Annotated in this window: 12 protein-coding genes; 6 read left to right on the top strand and 6 right to left on the bottom strand. The window is 66.3% G+C overall.

Annotated features, from left to right (window positions below; translation table 11 throughout):
- Positions 1-118: 118 nt before the first annotated feature.
- Complete coding sequence (locus V7066_RS14410; RefSeq protein WP_334183730.1) at positions 119-2,314, top strand: putative bifunctional diguanylate cyclase/phosphodiesterase; 2,196 nt, start codon at positions 119-121, stop codon at positions 2,312-2,314.
- A gap of 68 nt (positions 2,315-2,382) precedes the next feature.
- Here the strand turns inward: V7066_RS14410 and V7066_RS14405 are convergent, their stop codons facing one another.
- Genes V7066_RS14405 through V7066_RS14395 form a run of 3 tightly spaced genes read right to left on the bottom strand, consistent with a single transcriptional unit; the run spans position 2,383 to position 8,688 of the window.
- Positions 2,383-4,650 (bottom strand): beta-glucosidase family protein, encoded by a 2,268-nt coding sequence (locus tag V7066_RS14405; protein WP_334183729.1) that lies wholly within the window; start codon positions 4,648-4,650, stop codon positions 2,383-2,385.
- On the bottom strand, positions 4,647-6,200 hold the full coding sequence (locus tag V7066_RS14400) for a tryptophan halogenase family protein (protein ID WP_334183728.1): 1,554 nt from the start codon (positions 6,198-6,200) through the stop codon (positions 4,647-4,649). The genes V7066_RS14405 and V7066_RS14400 overlap by 4 nt, the downstream gene beginning before the upstream one ends.
- 22 nt (positions 6,201-6,222) lie before the next feature.
- Positions 6,223-8,688 carry a TonB-dependent receptor gene (locus V7066_RS14395; RefSeq protein WP_334183727.1) on the bottom strand — a complete coding sequence of 822 codons (2,466 nt, stop codon included), beginning with the start codon at positions 8,686-8,688 and terminating at the stop codon, positions 6,223-6,225.
- A 225-nt stretch (positions 8,689-8,913) separates the two neighbouring features.
- On the opposite strand from V7066_RS14395, the gene V7066_RS14390 reads away from it, so the two are divergent.
- The 4 genes from V7066_RS14390 (at position 8,914) to V7066_RS14375 (ending at position 13,321) form a co-directional block, all read left to right on the top strand.
- Positions 8,914-10,185, top strand: coding sequence for an MFS transporter (locus V7066_RS14390; protein ID WP_334183726.1), 1,272 nt, complete (start codon positions 8,914-8,916; stop codon positions 10,183-10,185).
- A complete protein-coding gene (locus V7066_RS14385) occupies positions 10,182-11,198 on the top strand; it encodes a LacI family DNA-binding transcriptional regulator (protein ID WP_334183725.1) in 1,017 nt (338 codons plus the stop codon). The genes V7066_RS14390 and V7066_RS14385 overlap by 4 nt, the downstream gene beginning before the upstream one ends.
- 56 nt (positions 11,199-11,254) lie before the next feature.
- On the top strand, positions 11,255-12,592 hold the full coding sequence (locus V7066_RS14380; RefSeq protein ID WP_334183724.1) for a M1 family aminopeptidase: 1,338 nt from the start codon (positions 11,255-11,257) through the stop codon (positions 12,590-12,592).
- An 81-nt stretch (positions 12,593-12,673) separates the two neighbouring features.
- Entirely contained in the window at positions 12,674-13,321 is a 648-nt protein-coding gene (locus V7066_RS14375; protein WP_334183723.1) for a DsbA family protein, read from the top strand.
- Positions 13,322-13,377: 56 nt separating this feature from the next.
- On the opposite strand, the gene V7066_RS14370 is transcribed toward V7066_RS14375, so the two are convergent.
- From V7066_RS14370 to V7066_RS14360, 3 genes are all read right to left on the bottom strand, one after another.
- Entirely contained in the window at positions 13,378-13,653 is a 276-nt protein-coding gene (locus V7066_RS14370) for an HU family DNA-binding protein (RefSeq protein WP_334183722.1), read from the bottom strand.
- 221 nt (positions 13,654-13,874) lie between these two features.
- Entirely contained in the window at positions 13,875-14,720 is an 846-nt protein-coding gene (locus V7066_RS14365) for a hypothetical protein (protein WP_334183721.1), read from the bottom strand.
- Positions 14,721-14,819: 99 nt separating this feature from the next.
- Positions 14,820-15,746, bottom strand: coding sequence for a LysR substrate-binding domain-containing protein (locus V7066_RS14360; protein WP_334183720.1), 927 nt, complete (start codon positions 15,744-15,746; stop codon positions 14,820-14,822).
- Positions 15,747-15,840: 94 nt separating this feature from the next.
- On the opposite strand from V7066_RS14360, the gene V7066_RS14355 reads away from it, so the two are divergent.
- A complete protein-coding gene (locus V7066_RS14355) occupies positions 15,841-17,148 on the top strand; it encodes an N-succinylarginine dihydrolase (RefSeq protein WP_334183719.1) in 1,308 nt (435 codons plus the stop codon).
- Positions 17,149-17,232: the final 84 nt, after the last annotated feature.

Here is a 17,232-nt window from a genome sequence, read left to right as displayed (position 1 = left end):
CTTTGGCGGCGCTCTTTTCGCGGAGGCTGCCGTTTGGTTGCAATTTGTAGAGGAAACGCGCGTAGTGAAGGTCATTCCGAGGGATTCCGGTTCCTGCGGTAGCAACTAGGGATCGCACATGCTTCTTGGCCAGAAACTATCGGGGCACCGTGGGGTGGTCGCGATCGTCGGTCTTCTTGGGCTGACCATCGGCGGTTCCGCCGCATTGTTCGTGACGTCCCAGTCGATGGACCGCAACGCGGCCGACCGCCAGCAGCAGCAGGTGCAGAAGGGCGTTGAGCGAACCCTTGCCGCATCGGGCGTGCAGGCCTCGGCTATTGCCGCGCGGCTGGAACCCGCGCAGAGGATCGCGCAGCTCGGCCCCGATCAGGCGGCCACCTGGCTGGATAACGAACTGGGGCGCCCGACCGTCTCCGGCGACTATACCAAGTCCGTCGCAATCATGACGCGGTCGGAGGCGATCTACGGCTATACCAAAGGCGGCCGTGCGGATTCGGAGGACCTCGACGAGATCCAGAACGCTGCCGCCCGGCTCGTGGCCTCGCTCGGCGAAAAGGCGCCTGCCGGACCGGACGCGAAGGCGGCGCCCTCGGGAGAGGCGCTGCCGACGAAATCGGACCTCAGTTCGGTGCATGGCGTCCCGGTCCTGATCGCCGCGTCGCGGTTGCCCGGTTCCGGTGAACCGCTGGCGCTCGTCACCATGACTTACATGGACGAAACGATGGTTAACCGCTGGGGCAGCACGCTGATGCTCGACGGTTTCGGGATCGTGGGGCCACGGGATACCCCTGCACCGGGGACGCGCAGCGTGGCACTTACCGCTGCCGACGGCACGGCGCTCGGCCACATGGTCTGGCGCCCGGCCCACCCCGGCGAGGCCATCCGCAGCTATGTAATCCCGGCCACGCTGGCGATCGGGGCCCTGGTCCTGGGCCTGTTCCTGATGCTGGCGCACCGCGCGAACGCGCTGCGGGAAGAGGCCGACAGCAGTTCCATGCGGGCACGCTTCCTCGAACGTTTCGATCCGGACACCGGACTGGTGAACCGCGCCACCTTCATCAGGCAACTGGAGCATGTCGCGGGATCGCATCCCTGCCAGCTCATCCTGCTCGATGTCGACGATTTCAGCACGATCAACGAAACGCTCGGCCACGAGGTCGGCGACGAGGTGGTGCGCGAGTTCGGTCAACGCCTGCTCAAGGAATTCCCCGGACCGCGTTGCCTGGTCGCGCGGCTGGACGGCGACGAGTTCGCGGTGCTGATCGCCGGGAACGCCGATCTCCACGATCTGGGGCCGCGCTCGACGAGCATCGTGGTCAGCCGTGCGGGGGGCGAGCAGGCGGTGATTTCGGTGACGATTTCCGCCGGTATCGCGGCGGCGCCCGAGCACGGTCATTTCGCCGGTGCGCTGATGCGCCATGCCGATATCGCGCTGGGCGCCGCCAAGGCGGCCGGGCCGGCAAGCCATGTCGTCTACAACCCGGCGCTCGGCGAGAGCTTCATGAGCCGCAAGGGTCTTGAGGCGCGCATGAAGAAGGCGATCGAGGACGAAGGCTTCGAGCTGTTCTACCAGCCGATCATCAGCCTGCGCACGATGAAGCCTTCGGGGGTGGAGGCGCTGCTCAGGCTCAAGCAGGGCGCCACCGATACCCCGGCGGTCTTCGTGCCGGTGATCGAGAAGCTGGGCCTGATGCCGCAGCTCGGCGCGTGGATCATCCAGCAGGCGTTCCGCGACAGCCGCCGCTGGCCGGACTTGCGCACTTCCATCAATCTCTCGCCGTTGCAGCTCGAAAATCGGGCTCTGCTCGACCAGATCGACTTCAACCGCGCGCGCTTCCATGTTTCTCCGGGGGCCATCGGCTTCGAGATCACCGAGGGCGTGCTGCTCAACAAGTCGGCAACGGTTCACGCGAACCTGCAGGGCCTGCGCGAGCGCGGCTATCTTATCGCGCTCGATGATTTCGGGACCGGTTATTCCTCGCTCAGCTATCTCTCGGAATTCGATATCCATCGCCTCAAGCTGGACCAGAGCTTCATCCGCGGCGGACGTCTGAGCGAAGGGCGCAGCGCCGTGCTGGTGCAGGGCGTGATCGACATCTGCCACAAGCTGGGCATCGACGTGGTGGCGGAAGGTGTCGAGGATCTGGCCGAAGCGGCGACCTTGCGCGAATGGGACTGCGATTTCGCGCAGGGCTATCAGTTCGGCAAGCCGGCTCCGGCGCGGGTGGCGGCGCAGAACCTCATCAACCTGCAGAACCAGGCGATCTCGATTATCGATTATCGGACGGGTGAGCCCCGGCTCGGTCTTCAGTAAAGCGTCTCGGTCTTCAGTAGAACTGCCGGTGGAATCGGCGGCGGGAGTGCCCGCCGCCGATATCGTGGTCAGGGCTTCGCGGTCATCCGGTCGAGATTGGCCGAGCCGGTCAGCGCGGCGTCACCGGCAAAATGCCCCACGCGCAGCGCGTAGCTACCGGCATCGACGACCCATCCCGGTGCCGCATTGTCGAAGCGGGCGATGACGCGCGGATCGACGGTCAGCGAGACGTGGCGGGTCTCGCCGGGCTGGAGCCGGACTTTCTCGAAACCGGCGAGGCGGTAGGCCTTGGTGCCCGCCGCGCTTTTCGCCTCGACATAGAGCTGCGGCACATCGGCGCCCGCGCGCTTGCCGCTGTTGGTCACGTCGAATTCGACGGTCAGCCTCGCGCCGTCCGAGACCTTGAGGTTGGCATAGCGGAAGCCCGTGTAGGTCAGGCCGTAGCCGAAGGGGAACAGCGGCTTCTGGTTCTTCGCGGCATACCAGCGATAGCCGACATCCGCGCCTTCCGGATAGTCCACGGTGAAGGGCGCGACGCCGCCACTCATGCCGTAGACGGTCTTGTCGCCCGCATTGCGGCGCGCGTCGGCGGCGTGGAGTTCGGCAAGGCCGAGCGGTTCGGGGCGCGGTGCCTGCTGGATACTGGCCGGGAACGTGATCGGCAGTCGGCCGGAAGGATCGACATCGCCGAACAGGATATTGGCGATCGCCTCGCCGCCGCGCTGGCCAGGATACCAGGCTTGCAGGATCGCGGGCACGCGGTTCACCCAGGGCATCAGCACCGGACCGCCTGCCTCGACGACGACCAGCGTCTTCCTGTTGGCACCTGCGACGGCATCGATCAGGGCGTCCTGGTTGTCGGGCAGGGCCATGCTCTCGGGGTCCTGCGCTTCGGTGCGCCAGGCCCAGGCGAACACGATCGCCATGTCGGCGCCCTTCGCAGCGGCAGCGGCGGCCTTGGGATCGCTGCCGTCGACATAGGTCACGCTGGCCCCCGGCGCGAGGGCCTGGATCGCCTTGAGCGGGGAGGAGGCATGCCAGGTGATCCGCGCGAAGGAGGCGGCGGCGCCCTTGGTCAGCGGGATCTCGACCGGCGCACCGCCCACCGAGCGGACCTGCGAGGAGCCGCCGCCCGAAAGCACGCCCACGTCGGCGTGCGCGCCGATCAGCACGATCTTCTTCGCGGTCTTGGCGAGCGGCAGCAAGTCGCCCTGGTTCTTGAGCAGGACGATGCCTTCCTCCGCCGCGCGCTGGGCGACTTCGGCATGCTTGGCATAATCGATCTGCTGGGCGCTTTCGGGAACGGGGTTGTCCATCAGTCCGCTGTCGATCACGCCGAAGAGGATGCGGCGAACCATGTCGTCGAGGCGGGCCATCGGGATGCGACCGGTCTTGACCGCTTCGGCGAACCTGGTGTCGAAGAACATCTGGTCGTCCAGTTCCTGGCCGGAATCCTGGTCGAGGCCGTTGATCGCGGCCTTCTCGGTGGAATGGACCGCGCCCCAGTCGGACATGACCCAGCCCTTGTAGGCCCAGTCCTGCTTCAGCACCTTGTTCAGCAGCCAGTCGTTCTCGCAGGCATAGTCGCCGTTGACCTTGTTGTAGGCGCACATGACGGAGGCGGGTTTGCCCCCCTCGATGCCGAGCTGGAAGGCCAGCAGGTCGCTTTCGCGCAGTTCGGCCGTGCCGATCCGCGCGTCGAGCACGGTGCGGCCGGTCTCCTGCGAATTGAGCGCGAAGTGCTTGATGGTGGAGACGATGTGGTTGCTCTGCACGCCCTTGATGTGTTCGCCCACCATGACGCCGGCCAGCAGCGGGTCCTCGCCGAGGTATTCGAAATTGCGGCCGTTCCAGGGGTCGCGGGTGAGGTTGACGCCGCCTGCGAGGAGGACGTTGAAGGTCTTGGCGCGCGCTTCGGCGCCGATCATCGCGCCGCCTTCATAGGCGAGCTGCGGGTTGAACGTGGCTGCCGTGGCTATGCTGGCGGGAAGCGCGGTGGCGACGTCGCCCTTGCGCTGCTCGATCTGGTTGGCGACGCCGAGGCTGGCGTCGCTTTCCCGCAGGGTCGGGATGCCGAGGCGCGGAATGCCGGGGATGTGGCCTGCCGAGGGGATCATCGCGATCGGCGGCACCGGCTTGGCCAGCGGGGGGAAATAGCCGTGGACGAGTTGCAGCTTCTCTTCCAGCGTCATCGCCTTGACCAGCGCATCGGCGCGGGCTTCGGCGGACTGCGCGGTTCCCGCCGTGGGAGCGGCTGCCTGCTGCGCGAGGGAGGGCGCGGTGAGGCTGCTGCCGAGTGTCAGCGCGGCAAGCAGGGCGGCAATCTTCTTCGTCATCGGGAAACCTTGGTCAGCGAGGGGGAAAATCGGGCGTTATAGTGATCGAGCAGGGCGCGATGATCGGGCAGGGCACCGCGCGCCCCGGCATGGGCGGCGCGCACGCGGGCGAAGACCTCGCGTGCCTCGGTTCCGCCCGGATAGCGCCCGGCTCCGGCGGCCAGCCGGGTCTCGAAGCCCATGCCGTAGAGGATGTAGTGGTAGCTTGGCGGCAGGAACGTCTCCAGATCGACCACGAAGTCGAAGCGCGAGGGCGGACGGTGGCGCCACTGCGCCAGCATGTCCTGCAAGACTTCCGGGATCGAGGCCGGATCGGCATTGTCGCGCCAGTAGGCGGTGTCGGTGCGGCGGGTGATGCAGTAGTGGAGCTTGAGGAAATGGACGATGCGCTCGAACCGCGCCGCCATCAGCCGGTTGAAGCTGCGCGCGGCGGCATCGCGGGCAGCGCGGCTCCCGGGGACGAGAAACTCGCCGACCATCTTCAGCGCGGCTTCGATCAGCATGATGCCGGTCGATTCCAGCGGCTCGAAGAACCCGGCGGAAAGGCCCACGGCGACGCAATTGCCGATCCACTGGGTCTCGCGGTAGCCGGTCTCGAAGCGGAGCTGGCGCGGCGTCAGGCTGTCACCTTCGTTGCCGACATAGCGCCGCAGCGTCGCTTCCGCCTCGTCGTCCGAGCAATGGCGGCTGGAGTAGACATAACCTACGCCCCGGCGTTCGGTGAGGCCGATATCCCAGGTCCAGCCCGCTTCATGCGCGGTCGCCAGCGTATAGGGCCGCACCGGCGCACCGGGCTGGGCGTAAGGCACCTGCATAGCCAGTGCGCGGTCGTTGAACAGGCTGCCTGAGCAGGAAGTGAAGTCCGCACCGAGCGTCTGGCCGATCAGGAGCGCCCGGAAGCCGGAGCAGTCGAGGAAGAAGTCGCCTTCCACGCAGCGGCCATTGGCCAGCGCGAGCGCGGCGATATCGCCATCGGCTGCGCGCTCCACCGTGGCGACGGTCCCTTCGATGCGCGTGACCCCGGCGGCGACGGATATGTCGCGCAGGTAATCGGCGAAACGGGCCGCGTCGAAGTGGTAGGCATAGTTCATCGGGCCGGAGAAATCGGGGTCTTCCACCCGCTTGGGGCCGCGTCCGGCGCGGATAACCTGTTCCTGCACGGTGACGGCATCGGCCCAGGGCAGTCGCGTATCGCTGCCGTCGGCGATCCAGTGCGGCAGGAGCGCTTCGTCCTCACCGCCGACAGGCAGGTTGAAGGGGTGGAAGTAGCTTTCGCTGCCGGTGGCCCAGCCGTCGAACAGCACACCCTGCTTGAAGGTGGCGTCGGCCCGGACCAGGAATTCCGCCTCGCTGATCCCGAGACCCGCCAGCGTCGTGCGGATCGTCGGGAAAGTGCCTTCGCCCACACCGATGATGCCGATCTCGCTGGATTCGACCAGCGTGACGTCCGACATCTTCAGCGTGCGGGAAAGGTAGGCGGCGGCCAGCCATCCGGCCGTGCCGCCGCCCAGTATGACGACGCGACCGGAGGAGGGGTAGTCGGTCGTCATTTTTCGTCCTTTCAGCTCTTTATCAGAAGCTCGCGCGGGCGCGGACGCCCCAGGTGCGCGGCGGCTGAAGGTTCGAGAGGAACACCGGATCGTAGCGCGGCGCGCCGAAGGCACCCGCCCCGGTACGGATATGTCCGTTCTCGATATTCTGGACGAAGGCTTCGACCGAATACTTGCCGTCGGCAGGCTCGAAGCGGATCGAGGCGTCGGAGCGGAAGTAGGCCTTCTGCTTGTCCCACGAAGTGCCGTTGGTGCCGCGATCGGGCATGTTTTCAGCCGGATCGTTGGCGTTCACGAACGGGTTGGCGTCGCCGTTGAAGTAGCTCAGCCAGCTCTTGGTCTCGTAGTGGGTGGTGAAGCGCGGAGTGATCCGGGCGCCACTCGCCAGTTCGAAGTCGTGCTCGTAGCTGAGCGTCGCCGAGAAGCTCGGCGCGTGGGCCAGTTCGTTGCCCTTGAGCTGCACGATCGAGGAAGCCTTGCCGCCGTCGTAGAGGCGTCCGTCGACGCTTTCGAGATCGTCCAGCTTGGTCTTCTGCAGCGTGGCCGAGAAGTTCAGGCGATCGTTGGCAGTGAAGGCGGCATTCATTTCCGCTTCGAGGCCGTAAGCCTTCGCGCCCTTGGCGTTCTGGGTCACGATCTGGCTGCGTACCACGTTGCCGTCATCGTCGCGGAAGGTGACGGCCTGGTTGACCTGGTATCCCTTGAAGTCGGAATAGTAGGCGGCAAGGTTGAGCGTCACGGCCCGGTCGAGCAGGCGGGTCTTGAGGCCGACTTCGTAGTTGGTCAGGGTTTCCGGATCGGTCAGACCGGCGTTGTCCTGAATGTTGCCCGACTTGAAGCCGGTGGAGATGCTGGCATAGCCCAGCGTGTCCTCGGCAAGGTCGGCATCGACGCGGGCGAGGTAGGTCAGCTTGTCCCACTTGCCCTTCACGTCGTTGTTCGAGATCGAGAAGCCGGGCAGCAGGGCGACCAGTTCCGCGGCCGAAGCGCCCGGATAAGCGCCGAAGATGCCGCCGGTGCAGGCGCCGCCGGGTGCCTTGTCGGCATCGGTGCAGCCTTCGCCCGAGAAGGTCACGTTGCGGCCGCCGATGTCCTGCTTCTTGTCCGAGGTATAGCGCAGGCCGCCGGTGAAGCGCAGCCAGTCCGACGCATGCCACACGGCCTGACCGAATACGGCGCGGCTGTCGATCTGGCGATTGGCCTGGATGAAGCTGCCCGCCCAGCTGAACGTGCCGTCGCGGTAGCCGTTGCGCTGGTCGATATCGAAGCGGATCTTGTTCTTCTCGTGGCTGTAGTAGGCGCCCAGGATCCAGTCGATGTCGTTCTCGCCGGTGGACTTGAGCTGGAGTTCGTGGCTCTGGAAGTCGTAGCGCGAGGAGAGCGTGGCGTTCTCGTTGAAGGCGCCAAGCGGCAGGTCGTTGCCGTCTGCGTCCACCTGGCCGGTCGGGGGCAGGGCGCCCGCGTCGGCATCGGTGCGGGTGCTGCCGCCGATGCGCGACCAGCCGGCGATGTAGCTGAGCTGTACGCCGTCGGTGATGTCGTAGTTCATCGTGCTGCGCACGGCGACCGAGTAGCGGTCGGTTTCGGGCGCAGTGTCGCTGAGCGTGGACCAGCGCTTGGTGCCTGCGCGCGGGGTCTGGAGCAGGCCGATCACCGGCGCGCCGTTGTCAAGGAAGCCTTCGCCCGAGAGGTTCCAGCTGAACCGGTCGCTCGGCTGCCAGAGCATCGAAACGCGGCCCGACTGCTGGTCGGCGGCATAGTACTTCTTGCCCGAAGTGACGAAGGCCGACTTGTTGATGCCGACGATGTCGGGCGCGGCCTGGTAGTCGGCATAGCCGTCATGGCGGTCGCTGACGAAGGCGACGCGGAAGGCCAGGGTGTCGGTGACGGGGATGTTGATCGCGCCGCGCACGCCGAAGCGCTTGTAGGCGCCGCCGACCACTTCGACATTGCCCGAGAATTCGCCGAGCTTGGGCTTGGCCGAGATCAGGCTGAGCGCGCCGACCGTGGCGTTGCGGCCGAACAGCGTGCCCTGCGGGCCGCGCAGCACTTCCACGCGCTCCATGTCGTACATCAGTACCGAGGCGCCCTGCGAGCGCGGCGAGTAGACGCCGTCGATGTAGATGGCGACTTCGGGGTCGGCCACTTCGGTATAGGCGCTGTCGTTGCCGATGCCGCGCAGGGTCAGCAGCACGGCCGACTGGTCGCCCTGCTGGTTGAACTGCAGCGAGGGAACGAAGCGGGCGAGATCGGTGACGTCCTTGACGCCGTTCTTGGTCAGGGTTTCCTGGCTGAAGGCCGAGATCGCGATCGGGGTCGACTGAAGGGTGGTTTCACGGCGCGTCGCGGTGACGATGATATCGCCGTCCGAAGCGATGGGTGCAGCCTGTTGGGCAGGCTTTGCAGCATCCTGCGCATGGCTGACGGTGGAAATGGAAAATAGGCAAGCCGCGAGCGCTGTGCCCGCGACGAGATCGTGCCTCGTCATGTCATCCTCCCAGATGGTTTTGTACCTTGTGCAGGGCTGATGGCCGGAGTCTGACATCGATGTCAAGCGGGTTTGGAACCATTTCGGCAATGATTTGACATCGATGTCAGATTATGATGTCAAAGTGTGGATTTCGTGACACAGCCGTTTTCGCGATGGGGTTCCGTCTGGCGCTATTCGCATGCCTTTCGCCCCCAATTTGCCATCCCCTGCCGAGTGCCATAGATGTCCGCCATGACGCTTTCCCAACCGATCAACGCGCCTTCCGCTTCGCCGGAAACCGTGGCCAGGCGTCTGTTCCGGCTCTCCATCGGCGTCTTCTTTATCGGTGGTTTTCTAAGCGCTTCGGTCAGCCTGCTGGTGCCGCAGCTGCGGTCCGTTTTCTCGCTGGACTACAAGGCGGTGCTGCTGGTGCAGTTGGCCTTCCATTCCAGCTACCTGCTTTTCGCGCTTCCCGCTGCGCTGGCCGTGGTGCGAATCGGCTACATGCGCGCGATCGCCTTCGGCCTCACGGTGATGACCGCCGGTTGCCTCGCCCTGGTGCTGGCGCAAGGAATGCGGCAGTTCTTCCTGGTCCTGGCCGCGCTTCTGCTCCTTTCGGCCGGGCAGACCGTGTTGCAGATCGCCGCCAATACGGTCGTCACCGTCATTGGTCCCTCGCGCCGTTCGGCGTTCCGGCTCAACCTGCTCCAGGGGTTCAATTCGCTGGGGACGGTGCTGGGGCCGTTGCTGAGCGCGCCTTTCCTGCTGGCGAACATCGCACCGGGCTCCCGCGCCGGGATGACCGCATCGGTCCCCTTCATCGCCATCGGCGTGGTGCTGGCGATGCTGTCCACGCTCTACCTCGGCCATCGCACTTTGCTGGCGGGGGCTCCGGAAGGAGCGGGAAACACGTTGCCGCGTGACTGGTCGCGGCAGATATTCGCGGTGCTGCGTGACCGCCGACTGCTCTGGGGAACGGTCGCCATCTTCGTCTACGTCGGCGCGGAAGTGACGATCGGCACGCTGATGACCAATGTGCTGATGCTGCCCGAGCGTCTGGCGCTGGATCCGGTGAGCGCGGGCAGGCTGGTCAGCCTCTATTGGGGCGGCGCGATGATCGGGCGTTTCGGCGGTGCCTGGCTGATGACCCGGATTCCCGAGGCCCGCCTGCTGCTCTACGCGGCCCTGGCGGGAATCGCGCTGACCGTGGGGGCGGTGGTTCTGCCGGGAGCGCTCGGTGCCGTGGCCCTGATCGCGGTGGGGCTGTGCAATGCCATCATGTACCCGACGATCTATGCGCTGGCGATGCCGCAGGACAGCCGCCGCGCGCCGCTGGCCTCGATGTGGCTTTGCATGGCGGTGGTCGGCGGCGCGGTGGTGCCGATCCTGACCGGCACGGCGGCGGATGCGCTGGGACTGCTGACGGCCCTGCTGCTGCCGGCGCTCTGCTATGCCGTGATCGCGGCGTTCGCGGCGATGTGTGTGAAGCCGTCTCTGAAGGAACGGGAAGCATGAGCGTCGTCACGATCAAGGACGTCGCGGCCCGCGCGGGCGTTTCGCCCAAGACGGTGTCGCGCGTCATCAACGGCGAGGCCCATGTTCGTCCCGAACTGCGCGACCTCGTGCAGAAAGTCGTCGCCGAACTCGACTACCGGCCCAATGCCTTTGCCCGCAGCCTGTCCAGTTCGCGTTCCTATCTGCTGGGGCTGTTCATCGACGATCCCGTCTCGGGCTATGCCGCCGACGTCCAGCACGGTGCGCTCATGGGATGCCGCGCGCGCAGCTATCACCTCGTGGTCGAGCCGGTGGACCTGACCGCGCCCGACTGGGCCGGGGAAGTGCGCTCCAGCATCGCCGCGCTGCGGCTCGACGGTGCCATCGTCGCACCGCCGATCTGCGACGATCCGGTGCTGATGGCGCTCTTTGCCGAGGCGGGCCTGCCCACGGTCCTGGTCGCGCCGAGCGCGGCGCCGCCAGACTTCGGCACGGTGCGGATGGACGACCGGCGTGCGGCGCAGGAGATGACCGACTATCTGCTCGGCCTCGGCCATCGCAGGATCGGTTTCGTGCAGGGACCGCTCAGCCACAGCGCCTCGGCGCGGCGCGAGGAGGGTTTCCGTGCGGCCATGGCGGCCGCGGGCCTTGCCGTCGACGAGACTTGCGTGATGCGCGGAGACTTTACCTCGCGCTCGGGCATGGAACTGGGCGAGCATCTGCTGGCGCTGTCGGACCGCCCTACGGCCGTCTTCGCCGCGAACGACGACATGGCGCTGGGGGTGCTGATCACAGCGATGAAGCTGGGCATCGCCGTGCCCGAAAACTTGTCGGTCTGCGGTTTCGACGATGCCCCGTCGTCCCGCGCGGCCTGGCCGCAACTCACCACCGTTCGCCAGCCCAAGGCGGAAATGGCCACGGCTGCCGTAGATATCCTCGTCGATCCCGAATTCCGCCGGAAGGCCGGAGGGGAGGGATCGCACCTGATGCTGCCGCATGAAATGGTCGTGCGGGGCAGTACCGGTCCGGCCTGAGACTGGACGGGCCGCGCGCGACTTTCTATCCCCGGACAATCGTAACGGGGAAAACGATGCGCGATATCAGACAGATGGCATGGATCGCCGCGGCTGCCGCAGCACTGTTCTCGGCGGCCCCCGCGCTTGCCGAGGATGTGCCGGGCGCAGGTTTCGACGTGACCCGCTACACACTCGCGCTCACCCCGGACATGGCAAGTGCCGCGCTGTCCGGGCGCGAGACGATAGCGTTTCGCGTGACGGAAGCAGGTCTCGATCGGCTGGTCTTCACCGGCAATGCGCTCACCATCGACAGCGCCCGTCTGGACGGCAAGGCGCTGGTGCCGGTGCAGCGCGGCAAAGCGCTCGTTTTCGAACTGGGCAAACCCCTGCCGCGTGGTCGCCGTGGCAAGCTGGAACTGACTTATCATGGCCGCCCCGCGCGCGGCTTCGCGAGATCGGCAGAGGCGCTCTACACCAGCTACTTTGCCTGCGACTGGATGGTCTGCGCACAGGACCGCTTTGGCGACAAGGCCGCGTTTTCGCTCGATCTGAGCGTGCCGAAGGGCATGGATACCCTGTCGGTCGGTCGCCGGGTCGCGAAACGGGCAGGGCAGGACGGACGTGAAATTCATCGCTGGCGGGCGGCACGGCTCTATCCGGCCTATCTCTACGGCTTCGCGGTAGGTCGCTTCGCTGAGGTGCGTTCGGGCAAGCTCGCCTTCCTGAGCGACGTGGCCGACCCCGCCGAACTGCAACGGCGTTTTGCCGAGACCGGAGACATGGCGCGGTTCTTTGCCGCGAAGGCCGGTCTGCCGCTTCCCGCAGGCGAATATACCCAGCTTCTGGTGCGCGGTGACGAAGCGCAGGAGGCCGCGACTTATGCTGTGCTGGGCCTTGATGCCATGCCCGGGGAGCCGGGCGATCCGGCTGAGGATTGGGCGATCGCGCATGAGCTGGCGCACCAGTGGTGGGGCAATCTCGTCACCTGTACCGCGCTTCGCGAGTTCTGGCTCAATGAGGGCGTGACCACGTTCATGACCGCAGCCTGGAAGGAGCATCGCTATGGCCGTGCAGCTTATGAGGCCGAACTCGGCGCCGCGCGCCAGCGGTTGCAGGGGGCGCGCGAGCAGAGGTTCGACAAGCCGCTCGCCTGGGGAGGGACTTATCCGTCGCTTGGGGCAAGGCGCGCGGTCCAGTACAGCAAGGGGGCGCTGTTCATGGACCGGCTGCGCGGCGAACTGGGCGAGGCGGCGTTCTGGTCCGGGCTGCGCCGCTACACGCGCGGCCATGCCGGGGGCACCGTGACCAGCCTCGACCTCCAGCAGGCCATGGAAGCCGCGAGCGGACGCGATTTGCGGGCGCTTTTTGCGGAATGGGTGTTCGGCAGCGACGATGGGGCCGAAAAGGGGTGACGGCCTCGCGCGTCGGACGATAAGGCGCTCCCTGCGACACGAATGGCCGGGATATCCGGCAGACAGGCGGAAGGTATTTCGATGAAGAAGTGGCGGGCCCGGTTCCTTGGGATTTCCCTGGCAACGGCGGTGGCAGCAGCGGCGACGCTTGCGCCGGGCAGTGCGGCGGCGGCTACGGGCGGCGGCGGGGTGACGGTGGAGGCCATGCGGAACGATCCGGCCATGCCTTCGGTCTCTCCGGCGGGCTATGACGTGACGATCGTCGTCTTCTCGGACTACCAGTGCCCCTACTGCCGCAAGCTGCATGGCGTGCTCAAGCAGGTCCTGCGCGAGGATCGCAAGATTCGGGTCGTCTACCGCGACTGGCCGATCTTCGGCCCCGCTTCGGTGGAAGCGGCGCGCACGGCGCTGGCGGTGAAGTATCAGGGGAAGCACGCGGCCTTCAACGATGCGCTGATGGAAACGCCGGGTCGTATCGATTCCCAGGCTATCCAGCAGGCGGTGCAGCGCGCAGGCGTTGATGCGAAGCGTCTGAAGAGCGATCTGGCCACACACCGGGCGGAGATCGATGCGGCTCTGGGCCGGACGGCGAAGTTCGCCGATGTCATGGATTTGTCGGGCACGCCGGCGCTGGTGGTCGGGTCCTACCTGCTGGCGGGCGCTCCGGAAGTCGATGCCCTGCGCAAGGCGGTGGCGATGGCGCGGAAGCCGCCGACAGGGGCCGTTTAAGACCCTGAAAAACGTCTGTGCCGCTCCCCTCCGAAGAGGGAAGCGGCACCGAGCGATCAGCCGTTGAGGCGATCCTTCACGGCCTTGGCAGGCGTGAAGGCCAGCTTCTTCGAAGCGGCGATCTGGATGGTTTCGCCGTTGGCGGGGTTGCGGCCTTCGCGGGCCGGCGAGTCCTTCACCTTGAACTTGCCGAAGCCGTTCAGCGAGACTTCTTCACCCTTGGCAGCCGCATCGGTGATGGCAGCGAAAACGCCGTCTACATACTTGCGGGCGTCGGCCTTGGTCAGGCCATGTTCGGTGGCAAGTGCTTCGGCCAGATCGGCATTATTCATACGAGGTCTCCAATTGACGGGCCCCCTCATATCGAGATCGAGGGGCGTGACGAAGCGATTTTTTCCTAATCGAGCGCCAAAAAGCGCCATTTCTGTGGAATAATCGGCTGCCAAGGGGTGGGATGGGCTTTCCGATGCCTTCCGTCGGGACTGCGGAACGCATCGCCGCGCCGGGTTCGGTTCGGGTCGGCGCCCGCTGGGGCGGTCTTTCGCCGGGCGCTTTACTCCGGGCCGCCTGCCAGGCGCTCGCGCAGGATCGACCTGGCGATATAGTCTCGTTTGACCATCGGCCAGAGGTCGCCGCGGCCCGAATAGAGTCCCTTGAGATAACCCCGGTCGAGCGCAGTGAGACCCTCCGGTGCCCGGCTGTCGCCCTGCGGCGTGAACAGCGAGAGGATCGAGCTTGCGCCGAGTTCGCCGCGGCTGCGGGCACCGGTCAGCGCGCGCATTGCTGCATAGTCGGCGATCTGCGTCAGGTTGCGGCCCGCAACGGCATCCCGCTCGATCAGCACCGTCGCGCTGAGTATGTCGCGCCGGATGGGCATGGAGAGCCGCGTCGACGTCGAGACTCTGAGGCTCGGCGGGTTGTTCGGCGTGTCCTGGCTTTGCAGATCGCCGTCGCGGCTTTTCACCACCACTTCGGTCCAGGCGCGAGCTTGTCCTGCTTCATCGGCGATCCGCCGGATATCGTCTCGGGACTGGCTGGCGACCGCGCGCGATCGGCCCTGGCTCAGCCGCTGTACGGCGGCGGTGGTATCCCTGTCGAACACCACCATCAGGTTCGGCGCACAGCCGGGCGCACCGGTGCGCAGGCCGACCGAAGCGGCGACTTCGCTGACCCGGTCGACGATGACTTGCGCAGCCTCGGCCGGAAGCCCGGCGCTGCCGACGCAGACGGGATCGGTATAACGGGCCAGCGGCTCGTCATTGGGCTGCGAGACGGGTTCGATCCGATTTACGAATTGCTCCGCGGTTTCACGGGATGCGTCCGGCGTTACAGTGATGGCCGGATCGACGTCACCCGCACCGGCTTGCAAAAGTGCCAATGCAAAGAGAGAAATCGCCATTGTCGCGCCTCCGGTATCCGTATTCAATCGAATCGCTTGCAGCGAAAGGTGGAGGGATATTTTTGACGATACATTGTTACTTGTCGATCCAAAGTGCGATTAAATCTCTGCTATGTCGTGATTTCCTGAGTTCGGATGGCATTCTTCGCCAAGCCATTGGCGGAAGCATGCCAGCGCGCGGGTCTGGCGCTGTGCTTTGGGACAGGCGAGCCAGTAGCTGCGGTCTTCGGTCAGAGGCCTATCGACCGGGATGACGAGTTCGCCGCTTTCCAGTTCGGGTTCGATCAGGAAACTCGGGATCAGCGCAGCGCCGCCGCTCGCTTTCACGGCCTGTGCCAGCATCAGGAAATGGTCGATGCTGGGCAGGGTGTCGATTTCCGGTCCCGCCCTGCCGGACAAGGCGAACCACCGCGACCAGGCGTCTCGGCGCTGGGACTGCACGAGCAGGGGAATGCGCAGGAAATCCTCGGGGGCGGCGATGCCTTCAAGATCGCGAAGCGCCGGGGAGACGACGGGTACGACGCTCTCGGGGAACAGCAGGTCATGCTGCGCGCCGGGCCAGTCGGGGGCGCCGACGTGGATGGCGGCGTGGAACGGTTCGCGGGCAAAGTCGAAGATGTCGGTGCGGGCGCTGATGTTGACCACGAGTTCGGGGTGCTTGCGGCTGAGGCGGGGTAGTCGCGGTGCCAGCCAGCGCATGCCGAAGCCGGGCAGGACGGCGAGTTCGACGACATGTTCGGGTTCCGGTTCCATCAGCCGTCCGGTCGCGCGTCGGATCCCGTCGAGTGCGGGCGCGAGGTCTTCGTGGAATTGCCGGCCATCGGCATTCAGCGCGATCCGGCGGCCGTTGCGGTCGAACAGCATTACGCCGAGCCACTGTTCCAGATTGGCGACGTGGCGACTCACCGCGCTTTGGGTGAGGCCCAGTGCCTGCGCGGCGCGTGAGAACGAGCCGAGCCGGGCCGCGGCCTCGAAGCAATGGAGCATGGCCATTGGCGGCAGGCGGCGGCGATCGTCATGGTTCATTCCGGAAACTCACAAGCTCATGCGCAGTTTTGGGCTTTTTAGGCGAAAAGAAATCCTCGATCATGCGAAATCTGCATGAAGCCCTTTGAAGGAAATGGCGGAACCGATGCGCGAGATCAACTTCGACGGGCTGGTCGGCCCCAGCCACAATTACGCCGGGCTTTCGCTGGGCAATATCGCTTCGGCCAGCAATGCCGGCGCGGTTTCCGCACCGCGCACCGCAGCCTTGCAGGGCGTGGGCAAGATGCGGCGAATGCTGGCGCTCGGTCTGCCGCAGGGGCTGCTGCTCCCCCACACGCGGCCCGATGCCGCATGGCTGCGAGGGCTGGGCTTCGCGGGCGATGACGATGCCGTGCTGCGCGAGGCCTGGAGCCGCGAACCGGCGCTGCTGCGCAATGCCTTCTCGGCCTCGGCGATGTGGACGGCGAATGCCGCCACGGTCTCTCCCGCACCGGATACGGCCGACGGGCGCTGCCATTTCAGTGTCGCCAACCTTTCGACCATGCTCCACCGCAGCATCGAGCACGAGCAGACCTTGCGCCAGCTTCGCCTTGCCTTCGCGGACGAGCGTTTCTTTGCCGTGCATCCGGCGCTTCCCGCCGGGCTCGGCGATGAGGGTGCGGCCAACTTCATGCGGCTGGGGAGCAGTCATGCCGAGCGCGGCCTGGAAGTGTTCGTCTATGGCGAGCGACCGGTGGGCGGCGGCGCTTCGTTCCCGGCCCGGCAGCACCGCGCGGCAAGCGCCGCCGTCGCCCGCCGCCATGGCCTGGCAGCGACCGAACTGGTCCGGCAGAGCGAGATCGCCATTGCAGCGGGGGCGTTCCACAACGACGTGGTGGCCGTCGCCAACGAAAATGTCCTTTTCACCCATGAGCAGGCCTTCGCCGACCGCGACGCCGTATATGACGCCGTGCGGGAGCGAGTCCCGGGCGCGGTCATCGTCGAGGCTCCGGCTGCGCGGATCGACCTCGACCTGGCGATCCGCACCTACCTGTTCAATTCGCAGCTTGTCACCTTGTCGGACGGAGAGATGGCGCTGATCCTGCCGCAGGAGGCGCGCGAGGCTCCCGCCGTATGGAACTGGCTGGAAGAGGTGCGGGCCGCCGAGGGCAATCCGATCCGCCGTCTCGAAGTGGTCGATGTGCGGGAATCGATGCGGAACGGCGGCGGCCCGGCCTGCCTGCGGCTGCGCGTCGCCGTGAGCGAGGAGGCCCATGCCGCCATCGATCCCCGCTTCCTGCTCGACGAACGCGCCTGCGACCGGATCGAGGCGGTGATCGAGCGCGAATGGCCGGAAAGCATCGCGCCGGACGATCTCGGCGAGCCGGATCTCTGGCATCGCTGCCGCAGCGCGCGCGCGGCGCTGCTTTCCGCGCTCGGCTTCGCGGAAGGGGAACTCTGACGCAAATGCGCCTGCACAGCGCTGTGCTCTTCGCTACAGGGAGGCATGCGGGCGATTCCGGAAAGGGGACGTCCGAACAGGAAC

Source organism: Novosphingobium sp. (genome assembly GCF_036820275.1).
Lineage (GTDB): Bacteria > Pseudomonadota > Alphaproteobacteria > Sphingomonadales > Sphingomonadaceae > Novosphingobium.
This window is presented reverse-complemented; position numbering and strand designations above follow the sequence as displayed.

Excerpts from the sequence above, each read along its gene's own strand:
- V7066_RS14410 (WP_334183730.1), top strand. The coding sequence starts at position 119 with ATGCTTCTTGGCCAGAAACTATCGGGGCACCGTGGGGTGGTCGCGATC.
- V7066_RS14405 (WP_334183729.1), bottom strand. The coding sequence starts at position 4,650 with ATGACGAAGAAGATTGCCGCCCTGCTTGCCGCGCTGACACTCGGCAGC.
- V7066_RS14400 (WP_334183728.1), bottom strand. The coding sequence starts at position 6,200 with ATGACGACCGACTACCCCTCCTCCGGTCGCGTCGTCATACTGGGCGGC.
- V7066_RS14395 (WP_334183727.1), bottom strand. The coding sequence starts at position 8,688 with ATGACGAGGCACGATCTCGTCGCGGGCACAGCGCTCGCGGCTTGCCTA.
- V7066_RS14390 (WP_334183726.1), top strand. The coding sequence starts at position 8,914 with ATGTCCGCCATGACGCTTTCCCAACCGATCAACGCGCCTTCCGCTTCG.
- V7066_RS14385 (WP_334183725.1), top strand. The coding sequence starts at position 10,182 with ATGAGCGTCGTCACGATCAAGGACGTCGCGGCCCGCGCGGGCGTTTCG.
- V7066_RS14380 (WP_334183724.1), top strand. The coding sequence starts at position 11,255 with ATGCGCGATATCAGACAGATGGCATGGATCGCCGCGGCTGCCGCAGCA.
- V7066_RS14375 (WP_334183723.1), top strand. The coding sequence starts at position 12,674 with ATGAAGAAGTGGCGGGCCCGGTTCCTTGGGATTTCCCTGGCAACGGCG.
- V7066_RS14370 (WP_334183722.1), bottom strand. The coding sequence starts at position 13,653 with ATGAATAATGCCGATCTGGCCGAAGCACTTGCCACCGAACATGGCCTG.
- V7066_RS14365 (WP_334183721.1), bottom strand. The coding sequence starts at position 14,720 with ATGGCGATTTCTCTCTTTGCATTGGCACTTTTGCAAGCCGGTGCGGGT.
- V7066_RS14360 (WP_334183720.1), bottom strand. The coding sequence starts at position 15,746 with ATGAACCATGACGATCGCCGCCGCCTGCCGCCAATGGCCATGCTCCAT.
- V7066_RS14355 (WP_334183719.1), top strand. The coding sequence starts at position 15,841 with ATGGCGGAACCGATGCGCGAGATCAACTTCGACGGGCTGGTCGGCCCC.